The sequence below is a fragment of the Streptomyces sp. N35 genome, assembly GCF_016464295.1.
GTDB lineage: Bacteria > Actinomycetota > Actinomycetes > Streptomycetales > Streptomycetaceae > Streptomyces.
In genome coordinates this window covers 13,229-39,661 of sequence record NZ_JAEIMH010000084.1, presented here as the reverse complement: position 1 = coordinate 39,661, position 26,433 = coordinate 13,229, and the positions used below count along the sequence as shown (strand labels likewise).

Genomic DNA, 26,433 nt, shown 5'->3' with positions numbered 1-26,433 from the left:
AACGCCTGCGCCGCACCCGCGCTGTCGTCCGACGTGCTGCCGGGCAGGCGCAGGCGCCCCGCGGCTTCCGCATAGGCCGTGATGATCTGGTCCGGTTCGGTCGCCTTCACCCACACGAGCACATCGAGGCCGCGCTCCCCGGACCGCTCCTCGTCCCGCGCCTCCCGGGCCAGGGAGGCGGCCAACTGGCTCTTGCCCACGCCCCCTTGGCCCACAAGGACTTGTGAGAGTCCCGGCCCGCCGTCGCCGGTACGAGCCCGGGCCCGGGCGATCTTCTCCCGTACCGCCGTACGCGGCTGAAAGGCGGCGGCGAGCGGCGGCACCGTCCCCACCCGGACCGGCCACTCGATCTCCGGCTCCGCTGCCGGGGCCGAACCGTCGATGTGTACGTTCAGGTCACCGGCAACCTGGGTCACGTCGTAGCCCGCGCGCGCGGTCTGCCGTACGCGTCTGCGGTCTTGGCGCTTCACCCCGGCCCCCCGGTCCCCCAGTCCCTCCGGCCTCAGAAACGATTGCCGCCGGTCTGGTCGATGGTTCCCGTGCCCTTGCCGCCGGCCTTCTGCCGCACGTTCTCCCGTGCGGGCCGACGCCGCCTCCCGGCGCCCGTGCCGTGGTCGCCGGCGGTCTGTGTGATGTCGCCGCCACCGCGCGCGGACTGGTGCACACGCCGCACTCCGCCACCGGTCGTGGCATCGGCCCGGGTCGCCCACCAGCCCAGCGCGGCGAGTGCGCCCGCTGCCACGACGCCCGCCACCGGGCCGATCACATCCCAGGGATCGTCACCGCCGGGCGCGAGCGAGGCCCACGGCACGGCCACAAGTAGGAATGCCGCGGCCGAACCCGCGACCGCTGTGATCCACCGCAGTGCTGCGCTCACGCTTGCCCCCGTGATTCCGTGGTGCTGAGCAACTTCGATGCGGGAAAGCCATGTTGGCATGCTGCCGGCAGCTCCGTACAGCCTGCTCGGAAGCTTCGTGCGCCCCGGGAATCCTCAGGGGCGGGCCGGTTTCCGTGAGCCGGTTTCCGCGGGCGGTGACAGCGAGGTGCCGGTGGACGTGACTGTAGAGGTGCGTGGCCGGCACCGAGTGCGCCGAGGACGCCGCCCCGGCAGGGGGCGCTGCCGGCCGTGCGGATCAGGGCCGATCGGTGCGATTCCGGTATGTCTGTGACGATCCGCTGCCACGATGGCCGGGTGAACACGGGGATGCGGCGCCTTAGGGGCGCGAAGTGGGGACTTGTGGCGGCGGGTGCGGCGCTGGTGCTCGCGGGCTGCGGTGGGTCCGGGTCGGACGGGGACTGGCTCGGGGAGCGGCGGGAGTCGGGGGCGTCCTCGGCTTCGGCACCGGGTGCGCGGGGGAAGGCCACCGTGACGTTCACGGTCACCGGCGGGGAGACGGGTTCCGACTCGGTGCTGGAGCGGACCGCCGAACTGATGCGACAGCGGGCCGCGTCGGCTGAGCTGGAAGGCGTCGAGATCGCGGTACGGGACGGGCGGATCACCCTCACCGGATCGCGCGCCGACGAGGAGGCCCTCAAATCCCTGGGCCGCACCGCCGAGTTGGGGTTCCGGCCGGTGACGAGCGTGCAGCCGGTGGAGAAGGGCACGTGCCGGGAGAGCGAGGCCGCCGCGTCGGATGCCCTCACCACCTGTGGGACGGGGCCCGACGACGCCACCACGCGGTACGTGCTCGAACCGGTCGCCCTGCCCGGCGACGAGATCTCCCGGGCGGAGGCGGCGCTCGACGAGAACGTGGGCACCTGGCTCGTGAACCTGGACTTCACGACGGAGGGCGCGGACCGCTTCGCGGAGGTGACCGGGCGGCTCTCGGCGCAGACGCCACCGCAGAACCAGTTCGCGATCGTCCTGGACGGCGAGGTGCTCTCGGCGCCGTCCGTCAGCCAGGCGATCACCGGCGGCAAGGCGCAGATCTCCGGCAACTTCACGGAGCGCACCGCGAAGGAACTGGCGGCCCAGCTCTCCACGGGGGCGCTGCCGTTGGACCTGGAGGCGTCGAGCGTGAGCCGGGTGCCGGGGAGCTGGCGGCGCGGCCGTGGCCGCCGGGCCGCTGGGCCGAGGCCCGCCGAGGGGCCGCCTGCTTGGTGCGGCTGCCGGCCGACGAGAGGCTCGGCGACCTCAGCCTCCACCAAGCGGCTCGTCCCTCAGCCCGCCCGAGCGGCGCGCTCGCAGCCCTCCGCCGAACGGCTCCTCCCTCAGCCCACCCGGGCGGCACGCTCGCAGCCCTCCTCCAAGCGGCTCGTCCACCCGAGCGGCACGCTCGCAGCCCGCCCCAGACCCGCCCGCCCTGCGAGATCTCACCCCGCAGCCCGCCCCGAACTGGCCCTGTCCTCGCGATCTCACCCCGCCCGGGGGCCGCTCTCCGCCGTTTCGGCCCGCCGCCTGGGTCCTCCGCCGGGCGGGGCCCTGTGGCAGGGACGGGGCGCACGCGGGTGATGATCGGATACGTGCTGATCGAGTTCCTGGCCGTGGCCGCCCTCGTCGTGACCCTCGTCTGTGCCGTCGTACGGCCCTTCGGGCGGCCGGAGGCGGTGTTCGCCGTACCGGCGGCGGCCGTGGTGATCGTCTCCGGTGCGCTGCCGCTCGCGGAGGTGGGGGAGGAGGCCGCCCGGCTCGGGCCGGTCATCGGGTTCCTCGCCGCGGTGCTCGTCCTCGCCCAGCTCTGCGCCGACGAAGGGCTCTTCCACGCCTGCGGGACCTGGATGGCCCGCTGGGCCCGGCACCGTCCGCGCCGGCTGCTCGGCGCGGTGTTCACGCTGGCCTCGCTGATCACCGCCGCGCTCAGCCTGGACGCCACCGTCGTCCTGCTGACCCCCGTGGTGTTCGCCACGGCGGCCAGGATGGGCGCCCGCCCCGCGCCCCACGTCTACGCGAGCGCCCACCTCTCCAACACCGCCTCGCTGCTGCTGCCCGTATCGAATCTGACGAACCTGCTCGCCTTCGCCGCCACCGGCCTGAGCTTCACGCGCTTCGCGCTCCTCATGCTGGGGCCGTGGCTGGTGGCCATCGGGATCGAGTACGTGGTGTTCCGCCGCTGGTTCGCCGCCGATCTCGACGCACCCGCTGCGCCCGTGGCCGCCGACGAGCCGCCCGAGCTGCCGCTGTTCGCCCTGGTCACCGTGTGCGCGACGCTCGCCGGGTTCGCGGTGGCGTCCGCGCTCGGCATCGACCCGGCGTGGGCGGCAGCCGCGGGTGCGGCCGTGATGGGCGCCCGCGCGCTGAGCCGGCGGCACACCACGCCGGCCGGGATCGTGCGCGCGACCCACTGGCCGTTCCTGCTCTTCGTGCTCTGTCTCGGCGTCATCGTGCGGGCCGTCGTCGACAACGGTCTCGGTGACGCCCTCGCCCGCTTCCTGCCCGACGGCAGCTCGCTGCCCGCGCTGCTCGGCACGGCCGCGCTCGCCGCGCTCCTGGCCAACCTCATCAACAACCTGCCCGCGGTGCTCGCCCTGATTCCGCTCGCGGCGCCGTCCGGGCCCGGCGCGGTGCTCGCCGTCCTGCTCGGCGTGAACATCGGCCCCAACCTGACGTACACGGGCTCGCTGGCCACCCTGCTCTGGCGCCGGATCGCGCAGCAGCACGATCACGACGTACGGCTGCGGGAGTTCACCACGCTCGGCCTGCTGACCACGCCGGTGGCGCTGGCGGGGGCGACGGTGGCGCTTTGGGCGGGATTGCGGGGGTTGGGGGTCTGAAGCGCCCTCAGGCGCATCCGGGGCACGTGTCCGGGATCACGTACGAGGGGCCCGGGGAGACGGAATGCGGTGCGGGGTGCGCCAGTTGCAGTGGACGCGGCTGGTGCATACTCACCGGTCGGTATGTGCGTGCCTGCCGTATGTCTCGCGCCTGCCGTACGTATCGCACCTTCCGTACCCGTTGGACCTGCCGTACCTGTCGCACCCGTCGTACCTGTCGCACCCGTCGTACCCGTCGTACCCGTCGCACCTGTCGTACCCGCCCATGAGCCCCCTCCCCAAGGAGCCCCCACGTGACCGTCGCCGATGCCACTGAGCCCACCGGCACCACGGGCCGCGCTGCCCAGGTCCTGTCCCGCCCGGTGCAGCTCAACGGTCTGACCGTGCCCAACCGGATCGTCATGGCGCCCATGACCCGGATGTTCTCGCCGGGCGGCATACCCACCGACGACGTGATCTCGTACTACGCGCGGCGCGCGGCCGCCGGTGTCGGCCTGATCATCACCGAGGGCACCTACGTCGGCCACGCGTCGGCCGGCCAGAGCGACAGCGTCCCGCGCTTCCACGGCGAGGAGCAGCTCGCGGGCTGGAAGAAGGTCGCGGACGCCGTGCATGCGGCGGGCGGCACGATCATGCCGCAGCTCTGGCACATCGGCATGGTCCGCAGGGCAGGTGAGCCGCCGTTCACGGACGCCGAGCCCATGGGCCCGTCCGGGATCTACAAGGAGAGCGCCGAGCCCACCGGCAAGGCGATGACGCAAGCGGACCTCGACGACGTGGTCGCGGCCTTCGCACAGGCCGCCGCCGACGCCGAACGCCTCGGCTTCGACGGTGTCGAACTGCACGGCGCGCACGGCTACTTGATCGACCAGTTCCTGTGGGAGGGCACCAACCGCCGCACCGACGCGTACGGGGGCTCCGCGGTGGCCCGTACGAAGTTCGCGGCCGAGATCGTGGCGGCGGTGCGCGGGGCCGTCTCCCCGGACTTCCCCGTCCTCTTCCGCTCCCCGCGGTGGAAGCAGCAGGCGTACGACGCCCGGCTCGCCGAGACCCCCGAAGAGCCCGAGGCGATCCTCGCCCCGCCCGCGGCGGCCGGCGTCGACGTCTTCCACGCGTCGACCCGCCGCTACTGGCTCCCCGAGTTCGAGGGCTCCGACCTGAACCTGGCCGGCTGGACGAAGAAGCTCACCGGCAAGCCCACCATCTCGGTCGGCTCGGTCGGCCTCGACGGCGGCGACTTCCTGCGCTCCTTCGCGGGCGAGGGCGCGACGGCTCGCGGCATCGACGACCTCCTGGACCGTATGGAGAGCGAGGAGTTCGACCTGGTGGCGATCGGCCGGGCGCTGCTCCAGGATCCGCAGTGGGCGGAGAAGGTCCTGGGCGGACGGCTGGGCGAGCTGGCGGCGTATGACGCTGCGGCGGTCAAGTCGCTGAGCTGACGCCAGGCTGTGCGACCGGTCATCGGATGCTCAAAAAGTGATGACCGGTCGCTCACACGGGACACGTTGGATCGAGGGCATGAACAGCAACGAGATCACCCCCCGGTCCACCACCCCTCGGCGTCGCCGCCGTACCGCCCTCGCCCTGCCCGCCGCCATCGGCGCGGGTGCCCTGCTCCTCGGCCTCGCGGCCTGCGGCGGTGCGCAGGGCGGCGCCTCGGGCAAGGACAAGGGTTCGGAGAACCTCGCCGCCCCCGACAGGGCCGGCGGCGGGTCCAAGAAGCTGCTGTGGATGGGCGATTCGATCGCCCACGGCGAAGGGCTGCCGCTGGGCGCCTCGATGAAGGAGAGCGGGGTGGACTTCAGGTCCATCGCGTCCGACGGCGGCGGCAATGTGGTCGACGACGGCAAGATGACCAAGAAGCTCGCCGCGGACACCTTCACCCAACTGGCCAGGGAGCTCTCCGAGTTCAAGCCGGACATCGTGGCGTACCAGATCTCCACTTTCGACTGGGGTACCAAGGACCAGCAGCGGGCCGGCTACGAGAAGCTCGCCCGGACCGTCGAAGACGCGGGTGCGCAGCTGATGATCGTCACCGCACCGCCGTACAAGATCGACGAGTTCTACAAGAGGTACGAGAAGGACCTGGCGAACGCGCCGCAGGTGGCCAAGGAGGTCGCCGGGAAGAACAAGGACGACGTCCGCTTCGTCGACGCCTCCGAACTCTGGGGCACCGATCCGGCCGCCGCCAAGGCGCAGCGCGCGAAGAAGGACGGCATCCACGCCTGTCAGCAGGGCACGGCCACGTTCGCCAAGTGGTTCGGCGACCAACTCGAGGACGCGTACGGGATCAGGCCGGCCGCCCCCGAGAAGTGGGCGAAGGGCTCGTGGACGGGCGACAAGGCGTTCACGCAGCTCGACTGCGGCTGAACCGCGTCGTCATGGGCGGGAGGGTTCCGATCGTGCACACGCAGGTTCCGGCGCGGTTCCACAAGCGCCATCCGGCTACTCCGCCCCGCCATGCGGCACCGCGGCGGCCCGGTGCGGTGACCGGCGCCACGGCGGGTGCGGTCACCGGCGCCAGGGCGGGTGCGGTCACCGGCGCCAGGGCGCATATCGCTCCCCTCGACGGGCTGCGCGGTGTCGCCGTCGCCGCCGTCCTGTTCTTCCATGCCGGGCACTTCGGCGGCGGCTTCCTCGGGGTGGATCTGTTCTTCGTGCTCTCCGGGTTCCTCATCACCGGCCTGCTGCTCAGGGGAGCGGCCGCCGGAGGTGTGGACCTGGCGGCCTTCTGGGGGCGCCGGGTGCGCAGGCTCTTCCCCGCGCTCGCGCTGACGGTGGCCGGATCGCTCGTCCTGACCTGGCTGTTCGCCTCGGCCTCGGTGCGTACATTCGCGCTGGACGACGCCCCGTGGACGCTGGCGAACATCGCCAACTGGCATTTCATCGCCGAGCAGATCGGCTACTGGAACTCCGGTGAAGAGCGGGTCTTCAGCCACCTGTGGTCCATCGCGGTGGAGGAGCAGTTCTATCTGCTGTGGCCGCTGGTGCTGTGCGTGCTCGCACACGGCCGGCACGCGCACCGGTGGGTGGCCGCCGTCGCCGGGGCGGGCGCGCTCGGATCGCTCGCGCTGATGCTGCTCCTGGTCGACCCGCTCGACACGACCAGGGTGTACGAGGGCACCGACACGCGGGCCTCCGCACTGCTCCTCGGTGCGCTGATGGCCACGGGGCCGGTGCGCGGACTGCTCGCCCGCCTCGGCGCCCGTAGGGTCGCGGCCCTGTGCGGAGCCCTGATCGCGGGGCTCGCGGCGTACTGGGTGCTCACCGACGGCCAGGAAGCACCCGGCCTCTTCCGGGGCGGGCTCTTCGCGCACTCCCTTGCCTGCGCGCTGCTCATCGCCCTGCTCGCGCGGCGGCCAGGATCGCTGCCCGGCCGGGTGCTCGGCGCCGCGCCGCTGCGGCTGCTCGGCACCCTCTCGTACAGCCTCTATCTGTGGCACTGGCCAGTGTATGTGCTCCTCTCCGAGGAGCGGCTCGGCTTCGGCGGGTGGCCGCGGACGGCGGTGCTCCTGGCGGTCTCGGTGGCCGCGGCGGCGCTCACGAAGGTGCTCGTGGAGGATCCGGTGCGCTTCAAGTGCCGCTGGGCGAGGGGCCGTTCGGGGCTGTGTGCCTTCGCGGGGTGTGTGGCCGCGCTCGTCCTGCTGTGGTGGGTGCTGCCCGCGCCGCAGGCGGGTGGGGAGAGCGTGGACATCGGCCGGCTCACCTCTGCGGCCCCTGCTTCCTCTGCGGCTCCCGCGTCCGCTGTGGCCTCCGCGGCCGGGGAGTAGCTCAGTCCTTGGTGGATACGCCGGCGGGCTGCGCGATATTGAAACGGTTGCACCGTACGGGGAACGGGTCGCTCTCGCTGAGCTCGTAGACGCGGACCTCGACGTCGTCCGGTGCCACGTTGCCGGGCAGGTCGGCATGGGCGGCCGTGCAGACGAGCTGGCTGAGTGCCATGGTCCCCAGGTCGCCGGAGGCGATCACGACGGGCAGATGCAGGTCGACGACGCCCTCGCGGGCCGAGACCCGCAAGTCGGCGCTCATGTCCGGTACTTGGGTGATCAGGCCGCGCTGCCGCTCCGCCTCGGTGGGGCCCTCGACGAGCATACGGACGGCCTGTGCGGGGCCTGCCGGGCCGTCCGTCCTGCGGGCCACGGCCTGGTTGCCGTTCACGCCGATGAAGTAGAGCCGGGTGAAGTGCTCCCGTTTTCCGGTGCGTTCCAGACCACTCGCCACCGCGCCGGCGGGTTCGGGTCCTGTGTCGGAGACGCCGCAGCCGGTGAGCAGGGTCAACAGGGCGGCCAGGGCGCTGAGTCGGCGCTTCACTTCTGCTCTCCGTCCGCCGGCGAGGGCGTGAGCGGCAAGGTCACCGTGAACACCGCACCCCCGGCCGGGTCGTTCGCGGCGGTCAGGGTGCCGCCGTGCAGCTGTACGTTCTCGTGCGCGATGGCCAGGCCCAGGCCGCTGCCCTCGGAGCGTGCACGGGCCGCGTCCGCCTTGTAGAAGCGGTCGAAGACATGCGGCAGGACGTCCTCGGGAATACCCGGGCCACGGTCGGCGACCTCGATCGTCAGCTGCCCGCCGGCCGCGTACGCGCCGAGGTGGATGGGGGCGCCGCCGTGCCGCAGTGCGTTGCCGACCAGATTGGCGACGACCACGTCGAGGCGGCGCGGGTCGAGCCCCGCGCGTACGCCGTCGGGCAGGTGCGCCGCCACCTCGTCCGTCCAGCCGCGCAGTTGGAGGGTCTTGCGCAGGGCCGTCGCCACATCGACCTCGTCGAGGTGCAGCGCCGCGGCACCCGCGTCGAACCGGGAGATCTCCATCAGGTCCTCGACCATCCGGGCCAGCTTGCGGGTCTCGTCGCTGATCAGCCGGACCGCGTCGGCGGTGTCCTCGTCGAGGCCCGCCACGCCCTCGTCGAGCACCTCGGTGACGGCGGTCATCGCGGCGAGCGGGGTGCGCAGTTCATGCGAGACGTCCGCGGCGAAGCGCCGGGCGTTGGCCTCCATCCGGCGCAGCTCGGCATCGTCGCGCTCCAGGGTGGTGGCCATCTTGTTGAACGTCGTGGTCAGATCGGCCAGTTCATCCCTGCCGACGACCTCGAGCCGGGTGTCGAGGTGGCCGTCGGTGATCTTCTCGGCGGCCGTACGGAGCCTGCGCACGGGCCGCAGCAGTCGGCGGGCCGCGAACAGCGCGGGCACCAGGGCGAAGGCGAGCGCGGGCAGCGCGCCCGCCTGCGCGGCGGTGACCAGCGCGGAGATGTCGGCCTTCTGGTCCCGCAGCGAGAGGACCGCGTAGACGCGCAGCCCCGAGGCCGTCCCGTTGTCCGCGCCGCCCGGGCCGGTCGAGTACGCCACCGGCATCCCGATCGCGAGCCAGGGGTCGCCGTCTCGGGTGAAGCGCTGGCGCAGGGTCTCCTGCTCATCGGCGGCCGCCCGCAGTTCGGCCGGTACGGCCGTGAGGTCGCCGGCCGTACGGACCGTGCCGTCCGCGAACCGGTACTGCGCCGCCGTGTGCCAGCCGCGCGAGCCGCCCGCCCGGTCCAACTGCCGTACGAGCACGGTCAGGTCGTCCCCGGTCGGCGGAACCGGTACGCCCGGTGCGAGCGAGTCGATCTGGGTGCGCAGGTCGCCCACGGCCGAGTCCTGCGTACGGTCCAGGATCGCCGCGCGAGCCTGGCGGAAGGTGAGGGTCGCGGTGAGCAGGGCGCTCAGCGCCGAGACGGCGAGGAAGGCGGCGACCAGGCGGGTGCGCAGACCCTGCGGGGCCCAGCGGGGGAGGCGGCGCCCGGGGCGCGTACGGAGGGCATGCCCGGAGGGGGTCACAGGGGCCCGAACCGATAGCCGAAGCCCCGTACGGTCTGCACGTAGCCCGGCTTGCGGGGGTCGCCCTCGATCTTTCCGCGCAACCGCATGACGCACGCGTCGACGAGGCGGGAGTCCCCGTAGTAGCTGTGCTCCCAGACCTGTTCGAGCAGCTGCTGGCGGCTGAAGACCTGCCCGGGGGAGCCGGACAGGAACAGCAGCAGCTTCAGCTCGGACGGTGCGAGGACCAGTTCCTCGCCGTCCTTGAAGACCTGGAGCCCCGTGCGGTCGATGGTCAGAGCGCCGTGCTGCTCGGCGTCCGCGTCGCAGGGCGGCCGGTGCGGCGCGGGATCCTGCGGGACGACCCTTCGCAGCACCGCCCGCATCCTGGCCTCCAGGACCTCACCGCTCGCGGGCTTCACCACGTAATCGTCGGCGCCTGCCTCGAGACCGACCACCATGTCGATGTCGTCGCTGCGCGCCGAGAGGATGATGATCGGTACCTGCAGCCTCTCGCGTACCCGGCGGCAGACCTCGAGGCCGCTCATCCCGGGCAGCATCAGATCGAGCAGGATCAGCTCCGGCCGGAAGGTGTCGAGCGCGTCCATGCCCTCTTCGCCGCTGGCCGCGGCGAGCACGTCGTGCCCGCGCCGGCGCAGCGCGAGGACGACGCCCTTCTGTACGGCGGGGTCGTCCTCGATCAGCAGGACTCTGGTCATCGTGCGGCGCTCTCTGATGGGGTGCGGTCCAGGCTGGGTGAACTCTTTCACCCGACGATGACCATTTTGCGATGGTTCGATGACGGCTGCCCCACCGGAGGCGTCCCCCTCCGGGTGCGCGTTGCGCGGCGTGCTGTGGTGCGTCAGGTGGGCCGGGGGAGGTAGGGGTGGGCTGCGCCAAGGAGGAGGCAGCCGAGGGCCATCGTGGTCCAGAGTCCCGTCGGCCCGGCGTACGCGAGCAGTTGCGTGCCCGCCAAGGGGGCCGCGATCCCCGCGATGCCCCAACTGGTGCCGTAGACGGCCAGATAGCGTCCCTTTCCGCCGGGTGGGGCCAGGGCGGCGACGATCGCGTAGGCGCGGCCGACCAGGAGCAGGTCGCCCGCGCTCCACAGGACGGTTGCGGCGAGGTAGCCGGACAGGGTGGGGGCGAGGGCGTATCCGCCCAGTCCCAGGGCCAGCAGCAGGTATCCGGTGGAGAAGGCCGCCGGTGTCGAGAGGGTGGAGAGCGGGCGTCGGCGCATCAGCGGCTGGCCCGCGGTGAGGGTGAGCGCGGACACGGTGAACAGGAGTCCCGCGTCCGCGGAGCACAGCCCTTCATGGCTCATGGCGAGCGGGAGCGTCATCATGATCTGGAGGTAGACCACGGCGAACAGCGTCCCGGTCCCGAGCATGAGCAGCAGAGCGCGGTCACGCCACGGCGCGATGACCGCCGCCGCTTCGGATACGGCGGCTTCCGCGGATACGGCGGTCCCTTCGGATACCGCGGATACGGCGGTCCCTTCGGATACCGCGGCTTCTGCGGATACGGCGGTCCCTTCGGGCGCAGCCGTCCTTCCGGGTACGGCCACCTCTCCCGATGCGGCGGCCTCCCCGGGTACGGCCACCTCTCCCGATGCGGCGGCCTCCCCGGGTACGGCCACCCCTCCGCCTCCAGCCGCCCCAGCCCCGCGATGGTCGGCAGGGAGCACCAGGTGCACGGTGAGCGCGCAGAGTGCGCACGTGAGGGCGTCGGCGACGAAGAGCCAGCGCAGGTCCCAGCGCCCCAGACCCGCCGCCATGAGTCCGGCGCCCATGCCCGCGAGGGCCAGTGCCGCGTTCAACAGGCCGTAGGCGCGGACGTGTTCACTCGGCGCCACCACGTCGGCGATCATCGCCTGGCTCGGTGGCTCGTAGATCTCGAAGACCAGGCCGAGGAGAACCGCGCAGCAGACGGCCGCCGCCAGGCTGCCGGCCGCGGCGAGTCCCAGCTGAGCCGCCGCGCACCCCGTCAGTCCCGCCACGATCGTGCGGCGCCGGCCGATCCGGTCAGCCAGGCGTCCGCCGATCAGACGTGAGGGGATCGTGGCGAGGCCGAAGGCGGCGCCGACCCATCCGGCGACGGCGGCACCGGCCCCGAATCCGGTCGTGAGGAGCACGGTGAGGAACGACAGGGAGAACGCGCCGAGCCGGTTCACCGCCCGTGCCACGATCAGCAGTCGTACGGCTCGCGGCAACCGCTGCTCGCTCCCGCCCTGCATGGCCCCCACCCCACCCCGCCCCCGGTCATTCGTTACCGACGAAACCTCTATCGTTGGTGACGCATGGACCCTAGGACCCGAAGGAGTGACCAGTCAAGTGATGTTCGATGGTCACGTGAAGACGCTGCTCGACGCGGCCGTCTCACTGGTGAACACGTTGACCGACGGCTCCCGGCAAGGCCGCCCCTACACCGCCCCGAGCGGCGACGACCTCGCCCGGGCCGTTCACGAAGCCCTACCGCTCGCGTCCGCCCGCACCACGGTCGAGCCGCAGCACGCCGCCTGTCTCACGGACGCCGCCCAGCAGATGAGGGCGGTGTTCGACGCGGTCGCCGGGGGACGGACCGACCAGGCGGCGGAGCGGGTGAACGCCCTGCTGCGCACCTCCGGCGCCCGCCCCCAGCTCGACCGGGTCGACGGCGAACCCTGGCAGGTCCACTTCCACGGCACCGAGGACACCCTCGCCGTGGGCTGGACCGCCGGCTGCGCGACGGCCCTCGCCCTCGCCCTCGGCAGCGACCTCGCCGGACGCCTCGGCGTCTGCACGGCCCCGCAGTGCGACCGCGTCTACATCGACAGCTCCCGCAACGCCGTACGCCACTTCTGCTCTGACCCCTGCCGCAGCCGCGTCAAGGCGGCCGCCTTCCGTGCCCGCAAGGCGGCGCAGGGCTGAGCGCCGGCCGACAGACGGAGCGGGGCAGGCGGGTTGCCCGGAGTCCTCGCGGAGGGTCTGTGCGGCGCTCACACGATCGTGGGACGCTGAGGAAAGCGGCTGCGGGCCGCTGATCGTCGATCTGTGTTCGGCCGCGTCAGGCCAGTGAAGGAGGGACTCGCGATGACCGCTGCGATGGTCGAGCCCGACCAGACGCCTCATGGTCGCCCGTGGGACTACCTGCTCCAGTCGTGGCGCGAGGTGGACGCGCCCGAGGGCTGGCGCGCCGAGATCGACGAAGAGCAGATCGTCTTGGTACCACCGCCCCATGCGCGGCACAACCGCATTGCCGCGGTGGTGCAGCGCGGGCTCTATCAGAACCTTCCCGAGGAGCTGGACATCTACCAGACCCTCGGGCTGCACATCGCACCGCTCGACAAGCTCTACGTCCCCGACCTGGTCGTCGTGCCGTCGGAGCTGACAGCGACGGCCGATCCGGACAGGAACGACCCGGTGGATGCGGCCGAGGCCTTGCTCGTTGTCGAGATCACCTCGAAGGGCAACGCCAAGGACGACCGTACGAAGAAGCTGTGGGCCTATGCGCACGCGCCCGTGCCCGTGTACGTCCTGATCGACCGTTTCGATGAGCACGGGCCCACCACGACCGTGTTCAGCGAGCCGCTCAACGGCGCGTACAAGCACGCGGAGCGGGTGCCGTCGGGTGACCCGCTGTCGCGGGGGGCGGCTTTGGACACCACCGGGGACACGGGACCCTCCCCGCGCTGATCCCGGCCCCTGCATACCGAAGGGCGGCACCCCCTGAAGCCAGGGAGTGCCGCCCTTCGGCAGGTGTCAGCGGCGCCAGGTCACAGCCGCGCAGGCTCCGGAGCCGGCTTCGTGGCCGAGGTGGCCGGCGCCGGGGATGCCGCGACCACCGAGTCCTGCGGCGCGTTCAGCTCCACCAGCATCTGCTTCGAGAAGCCGAAGAAGTACGTGGCGAAGAAGCCGACCAGGTACCCGACCAGCAGACCGCCCGCGTAGATCGCGATCGTCAGGCCGAGGCCCTTGTTGCCGTCGAGGAGCGGGAAGAGGGCCCAGCCCGACGGGCCGATCGCGGTCGAGCCGACCTTGTCGCCGAGCATCGAGAAGGTGCCGACGAACGCGCCGCCCGCCGCGCCGCCGACGCAGGCGGTGATGAAGGGGCGGCCCAGCGGGAGCGAGACACCGTAGATGAGGGGCTCGCCGACGCCCAGGAAGCCCGCGGGGAGCGCCGACTTGATGGTGTTGCGGATCGAGGTGTTGTGCTTGAGGCGCTTGTACACCGCGATCGCGCAGCCGACCTGGCCCGCGCCCGCCATCGCCAGGATGGGGAGCAGGACGGTGAAGCCCTGCTGCTCGATGAGCGTGGTGTGGATCGGGATGAGCGCCTGGTGCAGGCCGAGCATGACGAGCGGCAGGAAGAGGCCGCCGAGGACCAGGCCCGCGAAGCCGCCGGTGTTCTCGAGCAGCCAGTTGGCCGCATCACCGATCGCCGTGGAGACCTCGCCCGCGAGGAACATCAGGCCGAAGATCGTGACGAGGCCCGAGATCAGGACCGTCAGGGTCGGCGTCACGAGGACGTCCACCGCCTCCGGGACCCACTTTCGGCACCACTTCTCGACATACGTGGCGAGCACCGCCGCACCGAGCGCGCCGAGCACACCGCCCTGGCCCGGGGAGAGCTTCTGGCCGAAGGCCTCGATGTTGGCGACGCCCGGGAAGACGATGATCGCCGCGACCGCACCGCCCAGGATCGGCGTACCGCCGAACTCCTTGGCCGTGTTGAAGCCCACGAAGACCGCGATCAGCGCCATGAAGCCGGAGGCCATGGCGGCGAGCGCCGGGGTCACCGACGGCAGCCAGCCGAGGTTGATCAGGAGGCCGTTGAGGCCGGCGATGATGCCGCAGCCGATCAGGGCCGGGATCAGCGGGACGAAGATGTTCGCGATCCGGCGCAGGAACAGCTTGAACGGCGTCTGGTTCTTCGCCTTCCGGGCCGCCCTCATCTCGGCGCCCTGCGCGGCCAGTTCATCGGCGGTGGCCGGGTGCGCCTCGCGCTCCTCGGCGACCAGCGCCTCGAACTCGGGCGTGACCCGGGCGACGGTGCCCGGGCCGAGCACGATCTGGTACGTGTCGTCCTCGACGACGCCCATGACGGCCGGTACGGCCTTCAGGGCCTCGTCCTGGACGAGGGAGCGGTCGCGCAGAGAGAGCCGCAGGCGGGTCATGCAGTGCGCGATCGAGGTGATGTTGGCCGCGCCGCCGACGAGGGGCAGGATCGCGGCGGCAGTGGCGCGGTTCTTGTCTTCGGTGCTCATGTGCGGTGGTGCCTTGCTCTAAAGGACTTCAGGGATGGGGTGGTCAGCCGGCGGCGGACTGGAGCGCGGCGCGCAGATGGCCGTGCGAGCCGGTCAGGAGCCTGTTCGCGGTGGTGGCGTCGAGGTCCGCGAGGATCATGAGGATGGCGGTCTTCACCTCCCCGTCCGCTCCGGTGAGGGCCGCCTCGATGGCCTCGTCGGAGGCGTCGGTGGCGAGGGCGACGATGCGCCGGGAGCGGGCCCGCAGCTTCTCGTTGGAGGCGCGGACGTCCACCATCAGATTCCCGTACGTCTTGCCGAGCCGGATCATCGTGATGGTGGAGAGCATGTTGAGGACGAGCTTCTGGGCCGTCCCCGCCTTCAGGCGCGTGGAGCCGGTGAGAAGCTCGGGACCGACCACGACCTCGATGCCGTGCTCGGCCGCGGCGGCCAGCGCCGAATCGGCGTTGCAGGACAGACCGACGGTCAACGCGCCCAGCGCGCGGGCGTGTTCGACGGCGCCGATCGCGTAGGGCGTACGGCCGGAGGCGGAGATGCCGACCACGGTGTCGTCGGGGGTGAGCCGCAGTCCGTCCAGGTCCTCGGCCGCGAGCTCCTTGGAGTCCTCCGCGCCTTCCACGGCCGTGACCATGGCGGAAGGACCGCCGGCGATCAGGCCGATGACCTCGGACGGGTCGGTGTTGAAGGTCGGGGGGCACTCGGAGGCGTCGAGCACACCGAGCCGGCCGGCGGTGCCCGCGCCCGCGTAGATGAGCCGACCGCCGCGCGCCATCCGCTCGGCCGTGCCGTCGATCGCCGCCGCGATCTGCGGCAGCTGTGCGGCGACCGCGGCCGGTACGGAGGCGTCCTCGCCGTTCATCGTGGCCGCGATCTCCAGCGTGGACTGCCGGTCGATCTCGGCGAGTTCGGGCCGGAACGCCTCGGTCGTCAGCGTCGCCAGCTGAGCGCGCAGCTCGCCGTAGGTGCTGTCCGCACCGGCTTCGTCGGCGGTGGTTTCGGGCGTGGTGGAGGTCATGACGGAGTGCTCTTCCATGTGCGGGTGAAGGGGTGGCGGCAGGAATTGCGGGGTCTGAGGAGGTCTTACCGGGTGGTCCGGGGACTGTGCCGGTGGGCGAGCGCCTCGTAGGACGCGGCGAGCGCGGGAGCCGCGGTCTCGTAGGTCCGCTGTGCGACGCCGACGAACAGGCAGTCCACGACGAGCAGCTGGGACGTACGCGAGGACATCGCGGCGGGCCGCAGTTCGCTCTCGCGCGCGGTGGAGGTGGTGAGTATGTGATCCGCGTACTGCGTGACCGGGCTGTCCGGGCGGCCGGTGATCGCGATCGTGGTGGCACCGTGCTCGAAGGCGACGCGCAGCGGCTCGATGATGTCGCCGGTCGATCCGGAGTGGGTGATCGCGATCGCCACGTCGCCGGAGCGCAGGGTCACCGCGTTGGTGACGGCGAGGTGCGGATCGGAGTGGGCGAACGCGACGTGTCCGATACGAAGGAGCTTCTGCGCGAGGTCCTGCGCGACCAGACCGGACGCGGCCACGCCGTAGATCTCCACGCGGCGGGCGGCCGCGAGGGCGGTGACGGCGGCGCCGAGCTGGGCCATGTCGAGACCGGCGGCGGTGTCGGCGAGGGTCTGCTGCTCGTCGTAGGCGAGCTTGGCGACCACGTCGGCCAGCGGATCGTCGACCGCGATGTCCGCGGTGACGGCCGGGGCGCGGCCCGACTGCTGCTGGGCGGCGAGGCCCGCGAGCGCCAGGCGCAGATCGCGGTAGCCCGGGTAGCCGAGCAGACGGGCGGTGCGCACGACGGTCGCCTCGCTGGTGCCGGTGCGTTCGGCCAGACCCGTCACGGTGAGGGCCGCGCAGCCGGCCGGGTCGCCGGCGACGGCCTCGGCGACGCGCTGCATCGAGCGCGTCATGGACGGGGCGAGCGTGCGCACCTTGGCCGCGAGGGCGGCGGGTGCGGGCGCCTGGCTTCCACCCATGAAACTTTCCTTCAGGTCAGTGCTCACATCTGAAAGATATTTTCGGCTCCTTATGTCGTCAAGAGGCCCTTGGTCCCGGGTTCATCACAGGGTCTTTATGTGTGGCGGCCGTCACTCCCGACGCGCTCACGCCCTTGCGCAAGGAATGAAAGGTGCCTCCCGGTTGTTCGCACCTGACATGCCCGCACCCGCCACGCGCACCCGTATGCCCATAGCCGTCTACACCCTCGGGGTGGCCGTATTCGCCCTGGGAACAGCGGAGTTCATGCTCTCCGGGCTGCTCCCCGAGATCGCCCGCGACATGGACGTCACGATCCCGCAGGCGGGACTGCTGATCTCCGCGTTCGCGATCGGCATGGTGGTGGGCGCACCGCTGCTCGCCGTGGCGACGCTGCGGCTGCCGCGCCGCACCACGCTCATCACCCTGATCTCCGTCTTCGGGCTCGGCCAGATCATGGGCGCCCTCGCTCCCTCGTACGAGATCCTCTTCGTCTCCCGCGTCATCGCCGCCCTCGCCTGTGCGGGCTTCTGGGCGGTGGGCGCGGCCGTGGCCATCGCGATGGTGGACCTCGGGCAGCGGGCCCGGGCGATGGCCGTGATGATCGGCGGGCTCTCGGTCGCGAACGTGCTCGGCGTTCCCGCGGGCGCCTTCCTCGGTGAGACCCTCGGCTGGCGCTCGGCGTTCTGGGCCGTGGCCGTCTCCTCCGCGATCGCGCTCGTCGGTGTCGTCACGCTGATCCCGCGGATCCCGCTGCCCGAGAAGAAGCCGGAGCTGCGCCGCGAGCTGGCGATCTACAAGGACCGTGCCGTCTGGCTGCAGATCGCTCTGATCGCGCTCGCGGCCGGCGGTGTCTTCTGCGCCTTCAGCTATCTCGCCCCGCTGCTCACCGATGTCGCCGGGCTCGACTCGGGCTGGGTGCCGTGGGTGCTCGGTCTCTTCGGTGTGGGCGCGCTCATCGGTACGGCGGTCGGCGGGCGGATCGCGGACGCGCATCTGTTCGGCGTGATGTTCAGCGGGATCGCCGCGTCGACCGTCTTCCTCGGTGCCTTCGCGCTGTTCGCGGGCAGTGCGGTGGCGGCGGTCGCGCTGTCGTTCCTGCTCGGCTTCTCCGCGTTCTACACGGCCCCGGCGCTCAACGCCCGGATGTTCAACGTCGCCGGGGCGGCGCCGACCCTCGCGGGCGCGACCACGACCGCGGCCTTCAACCTCGGCAACACCGGCGGGCCCTGGCTCGGCGGCTCGGTGATCGACGCGGGCCTCGGGTTCCGTTCGCCGGCGTGGGCCGGGGCGGCGATGACGGTGACCGCGCTGGTGACGGCGTACGCGGCGCTGCGGGTGCAGCGCAGCCGGGGCGGCGGATCCGGGGCGTCCCGGAAGGTGGCCGGGAGCGTGCCGGCGGACGTCGCCGTCGAGGCCCGCTCGTAGTGCCGGCTTCCGACCGGGGCCCGCAGGGCCCTGCGGGCCAGGAGCACAATGGCGGTATGGACGACGCGGAACACAAGCCACGCCTGGAGCAGGCCCTTCACACGGCACGCGCCCTCGTGCTCGCCGACCTCATGGCCGGCGAGGTGGCCGAGGCCGATGTCGTCTCGCTGGTCGAGGACGCGGTGGCGCACCGGCGCTGGTGGGTGGAGCAGTGGCCGGACGGGGCGGAGTTCGTGGCGGGCCTGATAGCGCAGGACGTCCAGGACGCGCTGCTGGAACGGTACGGGCGGTGGCCGCTGTGCCCCGTGTGCGGGTCGGGTGATCCGCATGCGCTCGAGGTGGAGCCGGAGCTGGGCGCGGATCCGCACTGGGTGTGCGCCAAGGCGGCGGTCATCGTGGCGCGGGTGGGGTCGCTCGGCGGGGTCCCGCGGTGACGGTCTATATCGATCCGCCCACCTGGCCCGGGCACGGGCGGCTGTGGTCGCACCTGGTGAGTGATTCCTCGTACGAGGAGCTGCACGCGTTCGCGGCCCGGATCGGGTGCCCCGCGCGGGCCTTCGAGCGCGATCACTATGACGTGCCGTCCGCGCACTATGCGGAGGCGGTACGGGCGGGGGCGGTCGAGGTGTCCTCGCGCGAGGTGGTCCGGCTGCTGACCGAGTCCGGTCTGCGCCGGCCCAAGGGGCGGCCGGCCTAGGACGAGATCGGCCTAGGACGAGGCGGGCCTACGGCGAGGCGGGCCTAGGACGAGGCGGGCCTACGACGAGGCGGGCCTAGGACGAGACCGGCCTAGGACGAGACCGGCCTCAGCTCATACGTAGGCGAATCCGGCGCCGAAGGCACGCGCACGAACCCCGCCTTCACCAGCACCCGCTGGGACGCCTCGTTGCCCGGGTCCGTACGCGCGAACACCACCGGGACCGAGTCCAGGGCCCAGGTCGTCAGGGCACGCAGGGCCTGGGTCGCGTAGCCGTGACGGCGGGCCGCGGCGGCCACGTCGTAGCCGACCTCGACGCGGCCCTCGACCGGGGCGCTGTGGAAGCCCATCGCGCCGACCGCGAGCCCGTCCGCCTCCCTGACCAGGACATACGTACCCCAGCCGGGGACATACGCGCCGTCCGCGGCCGCCTTCGCCATCAGGCCGGCACCGATCCGCGTGCCCTGTTCGGGTCCGCCCTCGATCCAGGTGAAGCCGCCCGTGCCGCCCGTGGCCAGGTCGAGCGCGGCGGCGGGGGCGAGGGCGACCAGGGTCAGGTCGGGGGTCGGCAGGGCGAAGGGCGCGTCCTGGGACGGCTCACCCACGGGTCCGGGTTGATCCATGGCATTGCTCACCGCGTGATTATGCGAGGCCGCCGGTGCGTTCCGCGAGCTCTTTCCCCAGGTTGGCGCGGGCCTTCGGCTCCCACTCGGCCGCGCCGTACGGCGTGTGGAACAGGCGGGGGAGTCCGAGGAGCTGCTGAAGGATCTGCGCCCGGCCCGTACGGAAGGCGTCATCCGGAACGAAGGCGTACTCCTCGCGTACCGCCTTCGTATAGGCCGCGTACGCGGCGGGCTCCGACGCCAGGACCGCCAGATCCGCGTCGCACAGGACCTGCCCGTTGCGGTCGTCCGCCGCGGGTGCGTGCGTGACCGTCAGGCGGACCAGACGCGCGACCTCGGCCACGGCGGACGGCGCCAACCCCGCCTCGGCCAGGGCCCGTTCGGCCAGGCGCGCGGAACGCTCCTCGTTCTCCGAGCGGTCGGGCAGATAGACGGCGTCGTGGAACCACGCGGCAAGGCGTACGAGCGCGGGAGCGTCCGCGTGCGGCGCCAGCGCGTCGATGTGGTCCAGGACCGCGGTGAGGTGCGCGAGCGTGTGATAGCGGCGCTGGGGTTCGGCCCAGCGGGCGAGCAGATTCTCCGCATACGGCCGCGGGTCGGGGCCTTCCGCCGCGCCCCGGGCCTCGTGCAGCGCGTCCGACCAGCGGGTGCGCAGTTCGTCGTAGTCGGCCATGGACGCAGCCTAGGGCCTGGGTCAGGGGGTATGGAGTGCGCATCAGATCCGGTGGAGCGGACCGGGCCAGGGGGCGCCATGGAACGCAGGCCGTACGACGACGATCACCGCGACGACGATCACCGTGACCACGGCGGTCGGGGCGGTCGCGGTCCCCGTGACCACGACGATCAGGGGGACGAAGAACACGAGCGCGCGCTGGCGGAGCTCGAGGCGGCGAGGCTCCTCGCCGCCCGGCGCAACGGGGCCTCGCACGCCGCCTTCTGGCTGGGCTGCGCCGCGGTGCTCCTTGCCGCTCAAGGCGTCCGGCTGCTCGGTTCGCCGGAGCTCGGGCGCGAGGGCGACCTCACCTCCGTGGGAGACCTCGCCTACTTCGCGCTCGTCACGCTGCTTCTCGTCGGCCTCTCGCTGTACGCGACGCGGGTCGCCGTACGACAGGTACGCGCCGGCCGCACAGCGCGCAGGGCGTTCCCGCTGGCCGGCGGCTCGCTCGCCGTGGTGGCCCTGGTGCTGACGGCGGTGGTCGGACCGCTCCTCTACGGCGAACTGCGCGCCGCCCCGGGCGACTTCAGGCCGAGGACCGCCGCCACGGTGAAGGACCCGGCCGGTCCGGGCACGCGGGTGCGGTACGGCAACGGACTCGAAGTGGCCGTCCGTACCGCCGCGTCCGCGACGCCCGGCCGCTACAACGTCACGGCCACGATCCACAACACCTCCGCCCGCGACATCCCGGTGGACCAGCAGTGGGCCGTGGCGTACGGGCCGCGCGGGGCGCTCGACGAGACCGCGTACCCCAGCCGGGTGCTCTGCGGGGACAGCAGCATCGGCCCGGGGATGCGGCGTACGACGGTCTTCGGCTTCGTCGGCGAGCCCGAACAGCCGCCCGTCGCCATCGAGTTCGCCCCGGGCGGCGACTATGAGGCCGCCTACTGGGCCAGTGCGACATGACGTCCGCGGCCGGTGCATGCAAGACCCGGGTCCTTGGCGGAGCGGACGCCGTCTCCGGGGAAGCGGTCCCTCGACTGCGGTGAATCGCGCCCCCTGTCTCTGGTGAACGCGGGCCGCGGCGCCTACTCTCCGGCGCATGACGGACACCCATGACGCGGAGCTGCCCGGACGGCTGCTGCGGACCGAACGCGACGCCCTGATCCCGCTGTTGAGGTCCCTGCCGGACGCCGACTTCGCGCGGTACACCTGCTGCCCGGGCTGGACGGTGCGCCATGTGATCGCCCACTGCGGCTCGGCCCTGATGCGGGTCGTCGAGAGCCGCTTCGAGCCGGATGTGTTCTCGCCCGCGTGCAACGACCGCGATATCGCCGAGCGTGCGGACTGGTCCCACACCGAGGTCGTCGACGAGCTGGAGCGCGCGATGACCGAGGCCGGTCCGGTGATCGCCAAGGCCGGTGGCCTCTTCGACGTGATCGGGCTCGGCGAATGGCTGCACGCCGGTGACGTACGGGAGGCCGTGGGCGCCCCGGACGCGTATGCCGGGGCGGGGATCGAGGACGCGCTGGCGCTGACGCCGGCGGCGTTCGCGTACGCCAAGACGCAGGTCCCGGTGCACGCGGACCTGGACGGGCGCGATGAACCGCTGGTCCTCGGCTCCTCGGGCGAGCGGCCGCCGGCCCGGTTCATCGGGCCCGCGCCGGTGTTCCTGCGGCTGATCGCCGGGCGTCCGGTGATCGGCGCGCGCTATGAACTGGCGGGCGCGAAGGAAGCGGAGCTGAATCTGTTCAGCGGCTAGCTCGGTATCTGTTCAGCGGCTAGCTCGGTCGCCCGACGCGGCTCGGTCGCCCGCGCACCGACGCAGCTCGCTCACCCGCGCATCAACGGCGCCGGAATCCCTGGGGATTCCGGCGCCGTTCGTCGTGCGCCCACTGCCACGCCTTGTATACCCCTGGGGGGTGTGCTAGCTTCCCGTCTCGTCACTACGAGATACCCCCTAGGGGTATCAATCGACCTCGGAGGGGATGGTCATGCCAACCACAAACCCGCGCCGCTGGTGGGCACTTCTGGTGCTCGCCGCCGCGCAGTTCATGGTGATCATGGATACGAGCATCATCGGCGTCGCGCTGCCGAAGATGCAGGAGGATCTGGGCTTCTCGCAGGGCGATCTGCAGTGGGTGTTCAACGCGTACGTCATCGCCTTCGGCGGACTGCTGCTGCTCGGCGGCCGGCTGTCCGATCTGCTCGGCGCGAGACGGGTGTTCAGCGCCGGCTGGGTCGTCCTGATCGCGGGATCCGTCGTCGCGGCCGCCGCGCAGAACGCCTGGGTCGAGGTCGTCGGACGGGCCGTGCAGGGCGTCGGCGGCGCACTGATCGCGCCCGCCGCGATGACCCTGCTGATGATGCTCTTCGCGCACGACCCGAAGGAGCTCGGCAAGGCGATGGCGCTGTACGGCGCCGCCGCACCGGCGGGCGGCACCGCGGGCGTCTTCCTCGGCGGTGTGTTCACCGAGTGGCTGAGCTGGCAGTGGATCTTCATCATCTACGTGCCGATCGGCCTCGTCACCCTCGCCGCGACCAAGCTGCTGCCCGAGGTCGGCCGCCGCCGCGGAGCCGTGGACGTACTCGGCGCCGCCGCCGTCACCGCGGGACTCGCACTCGCCGTGTTCGCCGTGGTCCGGGCGCCGGAGGCCGGCTGGGGCTCGACCGGGACCGTTCTTCAACTCGTAGGCGCCGGCGCCCTGTTGCTGCTGTTCCTCGTTCTGCAGAAGAACGTGCGGGAGCCGCTGATGCCGCTCGGGATCTGGCGCGTGCCGCGCCTTGGATCCTCGAACCTCGCCATGGCGCTGCTCGGCGCCGCGTGGATCCCGATGTGGTACTTCCTCAACCTGTACCTGCAGCAGGTGCTCGGATACGGGGCCTTCGCGTCCGGCGCCGCGCTGCTGCCGATGACCGGGCTCCTGATGGTCTTCATGACCCTCATCACCGCGAAGCTGCTCGCCCGCTTCGGAGCCAAGCCGCTCATCGGGACCGGTCTGCTCGCCCTCGCACTCGGCCTGCTGTGGCTGGCGGCCGTCGAGCCCACCGGAACCTTCGTGGTGGACGTCCTGCCCGCCTCGCTGGTCGCCGCGCTCGGTATGTCCCTCGCCTACATCCCGGCGATGATGGCCGCCCTGTCCGGCGCTCCGCAGGAGCAGGCCGGCCTCGCCTCCGGCATCGTCAACACCACCTACCAGGTGGGCTCCGCCCTCGGCCTCGCCGCCCTCACCGCGCTCGCCACCTCGCAGGGTGCCGGGCAGCTGGGCGACCTGGACGCCCTGACCGACGGGTTCCGGTCGGCCTTCCTCGGTGCGGCGGGGATCGCCGCGGTGGGCGGTCTGGTCACGCTGGGCGCGATGCGCGGGGAACGCAGGTCAGCGGCCGACAGCTCCCCACAGGCTGTGGACGCGAAGGCCGCCGCATAGGGCGCTGCGGGCCGGCGGCGGTGGCGTATCCACGCAATGGCGTGGACGCGCAGCCCCGGACCCGGCCTCCGGACGATCCTCCGTGCCACGCTGGACGCAGTGCGAAGCCACTCCGAAATCCCCCTGGAGACAAGGGGGTTCGGGGTGGCTTCGGTTGTTCCGCTGCGTCCTGCGAGGAGGTCCGCTCCATGAACAAGCCCATCGACACCCCCGACGACTCGGGGGCCCTGTGGATCACCACGACTCCGCTCGCCCCCGACGGCGAACTGCACATCGGACGGCTTGCCGGCCCTTACGTCGCCGCCGATGTGCTCGCCCGTTTCCTGCGCGCCGACGGACGGCCCGCGCTCCTCACCACGGGCACGGCCGACCACCGCAGCTCCGTGGCGGTGCGGGCGCGGCGCACGGGACGGGACGCCGGGCAGGTCGCCGACGGGTTCCGGGCCGCGATCATGGCGGACTGGCGGCGGGCCGGGATCGTCTTCGACCGGGTGGTGCGGCCGCTGCGGGACAGGAGCTACCGGGCCGCCCTGGCACGGCTGTTCACCCAGCTGCACGCACGGGGAGCACTGGTGCCGCGTACCCGGCCGGCACCGTACTGCGAACCGTGCGGCCAGGTTCTGCACGGCGCCCATGTGCGCGGCGGCTGTCCGCACTGCGGGGCTCTCTCGGGCGCGGGAGTGTGCCGTGTCTGTGCGCGGCCCCACCAGGGCGCCGACCTGACGGATCCGGTGTGCGTACGGTGCGGTGCGGCCACCGTGCCGAGAGCCTGGCGCGGCCTGTGGCTGCCGCTCGAACCCCTGCGGCACGAGCTCGTCGAGCACTGGGACACTGCCCGGCTGCCCCCGCGCCTGGCCGCGTACTGCGCACGGCTCGCGGCCGGCGGGCTGCCGGAGATCGCCGTCAGCAGCCCGGGCGGGCCCGGGGTGCCCGTGCCCGTCGAAGGCTTCACCGGTCAGCGCATCGACGCGGGGTTCGAGGACGCCGTGATGCAGGTGGTCGCGCAGGGCGGGCTGCAGCCCGGCGGCCCCGCGCTGCCCCAACGAGCCCTGCACTTCGGCGGGTTCGGGCACGCCCTCGGGCCGGCGGTGCTGCTGCCCGCCGTCCTGCTCGCGCTCGGTGTGAAGCCGGTGCAGCGGACCCTCGTCAACTGGACGTACCGCGTGGACGACGAGCCGGGGCGGCACGGTGCGTGGGCGCTCGACCTGCTCAACGAGTACGGGTCCGACACCGTACGCCGCCATGTCGTCGAGACCTGGCCGCTCGGCCGCAGCACGGTCTTCCGCGAGGCGGGCCTGCACCGGACGCGGCAGGTGCTCGACCAGGAGTGGAACGGATGGCTGCGGACGCTGTTCGCCGCGGTGGAGGAGGACAGCGGCGGTCGCGTGCCCGAGGGGGCGCCGGGCGGCGCCGGATGGGAGGAGCTGCGGGCCCGACTGGTGGGCGCCGCGGGGGAGTTGAGGGCCGCGTACGAGGCCGGGACGTTCGATCCGCGCGGCGCCGTGCCCGTACTCGACGCGGTGGTGCGGGGCGCGGCGGAGTTCGGCCGTGCGCACGGGGGTGCCGGGGGCGGGCCCCGCCACGCAGCGCTGGTCGGCCAGTTGGCCGTCGCCCCGGCGCTCGCCGCCTGGTCCTGGCCGCTCATGCCGGAGGGCGCGGAGCGGCTCGCGGCGGCGCTGGGGACCGCGGCGGGCGGCCCGGTGACGGCCGCCGCGCTGGCCGCACCGCCCGCAGGGACACGGATCGTCGCGCCCGGGGCGCCGGTGTTCGCGTTCTGAGCTGTCAGTCGTCGAGCCAGCCGAGCCGCGCGGCACGCACCCCCGCCTCGAACCGGCTGGCCGCGCCCAGCTCCTGCAGCAGCTCCGCGATGATCCGGCTGACCGTACGCAGCGAGACCCCGAGATCGCGGGCGATCCGCTCGTCCTTCAGACCGTCGGCGAGCAGCCGCAGCACGGCCGTCTGCTGTTCGGTGAGGGTCTGGTCCCCGGAGCCGGGCCCCTGCTGCCCGGGGTAGGGGGCCGCCGTCTCCCAGAGGTGCTCGTAGAACGACAGATAGCCGCGTACGAGACCACCGCCGCTGATCTGGACCGCACCCGCCTCGGCGTCGGCGGGGTCGAAGGGGACCAGGGCGATCTGCTCGTCGGCGATCACCAGATTCATCGGCGCCCTCGCGGCCAGGCGTACCTCCACGCCCGCCTCGGTCTTGCGCCGGAGATACTCGGCGACCTCCGGTATGGAGGCGGCCCGCCGGCTGTACAGGGTGCGTACCCGGACGCCCTTGGCGATCTGGCTGATGTCGCGGGCGAGGGGGCGCGCGGGGATCTCCCGGGAGGCGAGCGTCCCCGGGGACATCGTGGCCATGGTGTGCTGAAGGGTGTCCGACATGTCCTCGAGCACCTGCTGGATGTGGCGGTAGTCGGTGATGATCCGGAAGGAGATCTCGGGGTCCGTGGCGCCGGTCCCCGAGCGGAGGAACCGGTCCGCCAGAGAGGCCAGCACGTCGTGGGTGCGGTTCGCCTGGGTGAGCTGGGCCCTGAGCCGTTCCTGTTCGTGCCGGAGCAGCCGCAGCAGGGCGGTCTCGGGTTCCACCACCGCGATGTTGTCCGACGTGGCTTCGGAGGTCCGGCCGCTCAGCAGGGCGAGCCGGTTGTCGTGCCGCTCGCCCGTCGGGACGATCAGGCCCAACTCGATGAGTTCCGCCCGGTGTTCGGACCGCTCGGCGGACGTCAGGCCGAGGTCCTTGCCGACCTCGTCGAGACTGGTGACACCCCGGGCCCTGAGCTCCTGGTAGAGGGCGAGTGTGATGTCCGTGGTGCTCATTTCTCCCCGCCCCTGAAACCCCGTGGTCCTCGAACTCCCCCCGGGTATACCGGGAGGAGTTC

25 protein-coding genes and 1 pseudogene are annotated in these 26,433 nt (G+C 72.3%); 14 read left to right on the top strand and 12 right to left on the bottom strand.

Annotated elements, in window-relative coordinates; translation table 11 throughout:
- Both JAO81_RS33665 and JAO81_RS33660 read right to left on the bottom strand, forming a co-directional pair.
- Positions 1 to 470, bottom strand: a pseudogene (locus JAO81_RS33665) (hypothetical protein); the annotation flags it as partial.
- A gap of 32 nt (positions 471 to 502) precedes the next feature.
- A complete protein-coding gene (locus JAO81_RS33660) occupies positions 503 to 877 on the bottom strand; it encodes a hypothetical protein (protein WP_199551767.1) in 375 nt (124 codons plus the stop codon).
- Positions 878 to 1,159: 282 nt separating this feature from the next.
- On the opposite strand from JAO81_RS33660, the gene secD reads away from it, so the two are divergent.
- The 5 genes from secD to JAO81_RS33635 all read left to right on the top strand — a co-directional run bounded on the left by secD (position 1,160) and on the right by JAO81_RS33635 (position 7,481).
- The gene (gene secD / locus JAO81_RS33655) at positions 1,160 to 2,452 is read left to right on the top strand and encodes a preprotein translocase subunit SecD (protein ID WP_199551766.1); all 1,293 of its coding nucleotides are present in this window, start codon (positions 1,160 to 1,162) and stop codon (positions 2,450 to 2,452) included.
- Positions 2,452 to 3,711: an SLC13 family permease gene (locus tag JAO81_RS33650; RefSeq protein WP_199551765.1), complete on the top strand. Its 1,260-nt coding sequence runs from the start codon at positions 2,452 to 2,454 to the stop codon at positions 3,709 to 3,711. The genes secD and JAO81_RS33650 overlap by 1 nt, the downstream gene beginning before the upstream one ends.
- 293 nt (positions 3,712 to 4,004) lie before the next feature.
- A complete protein-coding gene (locus tag JAO81_RS33645; RefSeq protein ID WP_199551764.1) occupies positions 4,005 to 5,150 on the top strand; it encodes an NADH:flavin oxidoreductase in 1,146 nt (381 codons plus the stop codon).
- A 79-nt stretch (positions 5,151 to 5,229) separates the two neighbouring features.
- Complete coding sequence (locus JAO81_RS33640; protein ID WP_199551763.1) at positions 5,230 to 6,081, top strand: SGNH/GDSL hydrolase family protein; 852 nt, start codon at positions 5,230 to 5,232, stop codon at positions 6,079 to 6,081.
- A 32-nt stretch (positions 6,082 to 6,113) separates the two neighbouring features.
- Positions 6,114 to 7,481, top strand: a complete 1,368-nt coding sequence (locus JAO81_RS33635; protein ID WP_307814022.1) for an acyltransferase — start codon at positions 6,114 to 6,116, stop codon at positions 7,479 to 7,481.
- 1 nt (position 7,482) lies between these two features.
- Here the strand turns inward: JAO81_RS33635 and JAO81_RS33630 are convergent, their stop codons facing one another.
- The 4 genes from JAO81_RS33630 to JAO81_RS33615 all read right to left on the bottom strand — a co-directional run bounded on the left by JAO81_RS33630 (position 7,483) and on the right by JAO81_RS33615 (position 11,736).
- Positions 7,483 to 8,022, bottom strand: coding sequence for a hypothetical protein (locus JAO81_RS33630; RefSeq protein WP_307814020.1), 540 nt, complete (start codon positions 8,020 to 8,022; stop codon positions 7,483 to 7,485).
- Positions 8,019 to 9,521, bottom strand: coding sequence for a cell wall metabolism sensor histidine kinase WalK (locus JAO81_RS33625; RefSeq protein WP_199551761.1), 1,503 nt, complete (start codon positions 9,519 to 9,521; stop codon positions 8,019 to 8,021). The genes JAO81_RS33630 and JAO81_RS33625 overlap by 4 nt, the downstream gene beginning before the upstream one ends.
- Complete coding sequence (locus JAO81_RS33620; protein ID WP_199551760.1) at positions 9,518 to 10,219, bottom strand: response regulator transcription factor; 702 nt, start codon at positions 10,217 to 10,219, stop codon at positions 9,518 to 9,520. Before JAO81_RS33620 ends, JAO81_RS33625 begins: the two co-directional genes overlap by 4 nt.
- 143 nt (positions 10,220 to 10,362) lie before the next feature.
- Positions 10,363 to 11,736 carry an MFS transporter gene (locus tag JAO81_RS33615; RefSeq protein WP_233416293.1) on the bottom strand — a complete coding sequence of 458 codons (1,374 nt, stop codon included), beginning with the start codon at positions 11,734 to 11,736 and terminating at the stop codon, positions 10,363 to 10,365.
- 100 nt (positions 11,737 to 11,836) lie between these two features.
- On the opposite strand from JAO81_RS33615, the gene JAO81_RS33610 reads away from it, so the two are divergent.
- Both JAO81_RS33610 and JAO81_RS33605 read left to right on the top strand, forming a co-directional pair.
- Positions 11,837 to 12,409, top strand: a complete 573-nt coding sequence (locus JAO81_RS33610; RefSeq protein ID WP_199551759.1) for a CGNR zinc finger domain-containing protein — start codon at positions 11,837 to 11,839, stop codon at positions 12,407 to 12,409.
- Positions 12,410 to 12,571: 162 nt separating this feature from the next.
- On the top strand, positions 12,572 to 13,174 hold the full coding sequence (locus JAO81_RS33605) for a Uma2 family endonuclease (RefSeq protein ID WP_199551758.1): 603 nt from the start codon (positions 12,572 to 12,574) through the stop codon (positions 13,172 to 13,174).
- Positions 13,175 to 13,254: 80 nt separating this feature from the next.
- Here JAO81_RS33605 and JAO81_RS33600 read toward each other — a convergent pair whose 3' ends face one another.
- The 3 genes from JAO81_RS33600 to JAO81_RS33590 form a co-directional block, all read right to left on the bottom strand.
- Positions 13,255 to 14,745: a PTS transporter subunit EIIC gene (locus JAO81_RS33600; RefSeq protein WP_199551757.1), complete on the bottom strand. Its 1,491-nt coding sequence runs from the start codon at positions 14,743 to 14,745 to the stop codon at positions 13,255 to 13,257.
- Between the two features lie 43 nt (positions 14,746 to 14,788).
- Positions 14,789 to 15,760 (bottom strand): N-acetylmuramic acid 6-phosphate etherase, encoded by a 972-nt coding sequence (murQ, locus tag JAO81_RS33595; RefSeq protein WP_199551756.1) that lies wholly within the window; start codon positions 15,758 to 15,760, stop codon positions 14,789 to 14,791.
- A 65-nt stretch (positions 15,761 to 15,825) separates the two neighbouring features.
- Positions 15,826 to 16,722, bottom strand: coding sequence for a MurR/RpiR family transcriptional regulator (locus tag JAO81_RS33590; RefSeq protein ID WP_233416292.1), 897 nt, complete (start codon positions 16,720 to 16,722; stop codon positions 15,826 to 15,828).
- Between the two features lie 205 nt (positions 16,723 to 16,927).
- Here JAO81_RS33590 and JAO81_RS33585 point away from each other — a divergent pair, with 205 nt between their 5' ends.
- From JAO81_RS33585 to JAO81_RS33575, 3 genes are read left to right on the top strand one after another with little or no spacing between them, the layout of a single operon-like run.
- On the top strand, positions 16,928 to 18,148 hold the full coding sequence (locus tag JAO81_RS33585; RefSeq protein WP_199551771.1) for a Cmx/CmrA family chloramphenicol efflux MFS transporter: 1,221 nt from the start codon (positions 16,928 to 16,930) through the stop codon (positions 18,146 to 18,148).
- A 56-nt stretch (positions 18,149 to 18,204) separates the two neighbouring features.
- Entirely contained in the window at positions 18,205 to 18,582 is a 378-nt protein-coding gene (locus tag JAO81_RS33580; protein ID WP_199551755.1) for a hypothetical protein, read from the top strand.
- Complete coding sequence (locus JAO81_RS33575) at positions 18,579 to 18,845, top strand: DUF4031 domain-containing protein (RefSeq protein ID WP_199551754.1); 267 nt, start codon at positions 18,579 to 18,581, stop codon at positions 18,843 to 18,845. Before JAO81_RS33580 ends, JAO81_RS33575 begins: the two co-directional genes overlap by 4 nt.
- 92 nt (positions 18,846 to 18,937) lie before the next feature.
- On the opposite strand, the gene JAO81_RS43785 is transcribed toward JAO81_RS33575, so the two are convergent.
- A complete protein-coding gene (locus JAO81_RS43785) occupies positions 18,938 to 19,480 on the bottom strand; it encodes a GNAT family N-acetyltransferase (protein ID WP_307814017.1) in 543 nt (180 codons plus the stop codon).
- Positions 19,481 to 19,487: 7 nt separating this feature from the next.
- Positions 19,488 to 20,141 (bottom strand): hypothetical protein, encoded by a 654-nt coding sequence (locus JAO81_RS33565; protein WP_199551753.1) that lies wholly within the window; start codon positions 20,139 to 20,141, stop codon positions 19,488 to 19,490.
- 78 nt (positions 20,142 to 20,219) lie between these two features.
- On the opposite strand from JAO81_RS33565, the gene JAO81_RS33560 reads away from it, so the two are divergent.
- The 4 genes from JAO81_RS33560 (at position 20,220) to JAO81_RS33545 (ending at position 25,329) form a co-directional block, all read left to right on the top strand.
- On the top strand, positions 20,220 to 21,089 hold the full coding sequence (locus JAO81_RS33560) for a hypothetical protein (RefSeq protein ID WP_199551752.1): 870 nt from the start codon (positions 20,220 to 20,222) through the stop codon (positions 21,087 to 21,089).
- 136 nt (positions 21,090 to 21,225) lie between these two features.
- Positions 21,226 to 21,885, top strand: coding sequence for a maleylpyruvate isomerase family mycothiol-dependent enzyme (locus tag JAO81_RS33555; RefSeq protein WP_199551751.1), 660 nt, complete (start codon positions 21,226 to 21,228; stop codon positions 21,883 to 21,885).
- Between the two features lie 232 nt (positions 21,886 to 22,117).
- Positions 22,118 to 23,551 carry an MFS transporter gene (locus JAO81_RS33550; protein WP_199551750.1) on the top strand — a complete coding sequence of 478 codons (1,434 nt, stop codon included), beginning with the start codon at positions 22,118 to 22,120 and terminating at the stop codon, positions 23,549 to 23,551.
- 188 nt (positions 23,552 to 23,739) lie between these two features.
- Positions 23,740 to 25,329 carry a class I tRNA ligase family protein gene (locus tag JAO81_RS33545; RefSeq protein WP_199551749.1) on the top strand — a complete coding sequence of 530 codons (1,590 nt, stop codon included), beginning with the start codon at positions 23,740 to 23,742 and terminating at the stop codon, positions 25,327 to 25,329.
- Positions 25,330 to 25,333: 4 nt separating this feature from the next.
- Here JAO81_RS33545 and JAO81_RS33540 read toward each other — a convergent pair whose 3' ends face one another.
- Positions 25,334 to 26,371, bottom strand: a complete 1,038-nt coding sequence (locus tag JAO81_RS33540; RefSeq protein WP_199551748.1) for a LuxR C-terminal-related transcriptional regulator — start codon at positions 26,369 to 26,371, stop codon at positions 25,334 to 25,336.
- Positions 26,372 to 26,433 lie beyond the last annotated feature (62 nt).

What these genes read in the sequence shown, in the direction of transcription:
- secD (WP_199551766.1), top strand. Translation starts at nt 1,160, where the DNA reads ATGTCTGTGACGATCCGCTGCCACGATGGCCGGGTGAACACGGGGATG.
- JAO81_RS33650 (WP_199551765.1), top strand. Translation starts at nt 2,452, where the DNA reads ATGATCGGATACGTGCTGATCGAGTTCCTGGCCGTGGCCGCCCTCGTC.
- JAO81_RS33640 (WP_199551763.1), top strand. Translation starts at nt 5,230, where the DNA reads ATGAACAGCAACGAGATCACCCCCCGGTCCACCACCCCTCGGCGTCGC.
- JAO81_RS33620 (WP_199551760.1), bottom strand. Translation starts at nt 10,219, where the DNA reads ATGACCAGAGTCCTGCTGATCGAGGACGACCCCGCCGTACAGAAGGGC.
- JAO81_RS33615 (WP_233416293.1), bottom strand. Translation starts at nt 11,736, where the DNA reads ATGCAGGGCGGGAGCGAGCAGCGGTTGCCGCGAGCCGTACGACTGCTG.
- JAO81_RS33610 (WP_199551759.1), top strand. Translation starts at nt 11,837, where the DNA reads ATGTTCGATGGTCACGTGAAGACGCTGCTCGACGCGGCCGTCTCACTG.
- JAO81_RS33605 (WP_199551758.1), top strand. Translation starts at nt 12,572, where the DNA reads ATGACCGCTGCGATGGTCGAGCCCGACCAGACGCCTCATGGTCGCCCG.
- JAO81_RS33600 (WP_199551757.1), bottom strand. Translation starts at nt 14,745, where the DNA reads ATGAGCACCGAAGACAAGAACCGCGCCACTGCCGCCGCGATCCTGCCC.
- murQ (WP_199551756.1), bottom strand. Translation starts at nt 15,760, where the DNA reads ATGACCTCCACCACGCCCGAAACCACCGCCGACGAAGCCGGTGCGGAC.
- JAO81_RS33590 (WP_233416292.1), bottom strand. Translation starts at nt 16,722, where the DNA reads ATGGGTGGAAGCCAGGCGCCCGCACCCGCCGCCCTCGCGGCCAAGGTG.
- JAO81_RS33585 (WP_199551771.1), top strand. Translation starts at nt 16,928, where the DNA reads ATGCCCATAGCCGTCTACACCCTCGGGGTGGCCGTATTCGCCCTGGGA.
- JAO81_RS33580 (WP_199551755.1), top strand. Translation starts at nt 18,205, where the DNA reads ATGGACGACGCGGAACACAAGCCACGCCTGGAGCAGGCCCTTCACACG.
- JAO81_RS33565 (WP_199551753.1), bottom strand. Translation starts at nt 20,141, where the DNA reads ATGGCCGACTACGACGAACTGCGCACCCGCTGGTCGGACGCGCTGCAC.
- JAO81_RS33560 (WP_199551752.1), top strand. Translation starts at nt 20,220, where the DNA reads ATGGAACGCAGGCCGTACGACGACGATCACCGCGACGACGATCACCGT.
- JAO81_RS33555 (WP_199551751.1), top strand. Translation starts at nt 21,226, where the DNA reads ATGACGGACACCCATGACGCGGAGCTGCCCGGACGGCTGCTGCGGACC.
- JAO81_RS33550 (WP_199551750.1), top strand. Translation starts at nt 22,118, where the DNA reads ATGCCAACCACAAACCCGCGCCGCTGGTGGGCACTTCTGGTGCTCGCC.
- JAO81_RS33545 (WP_199551749.1), top strand. Translation starts at nt 23,740, where the DNA reads ATGAACAAGCCCATCGACACCCCCGACGACTCGGGGGCCCTGTGGATC.
- JAO81_RS33540 (WP_199551748.1), bottom strand. Translation starts at nt 26,371, where the DNA reads ATGAGCACCACGGACATCACACTCGCCCTCTACCAGGAGCTCAGGGCC.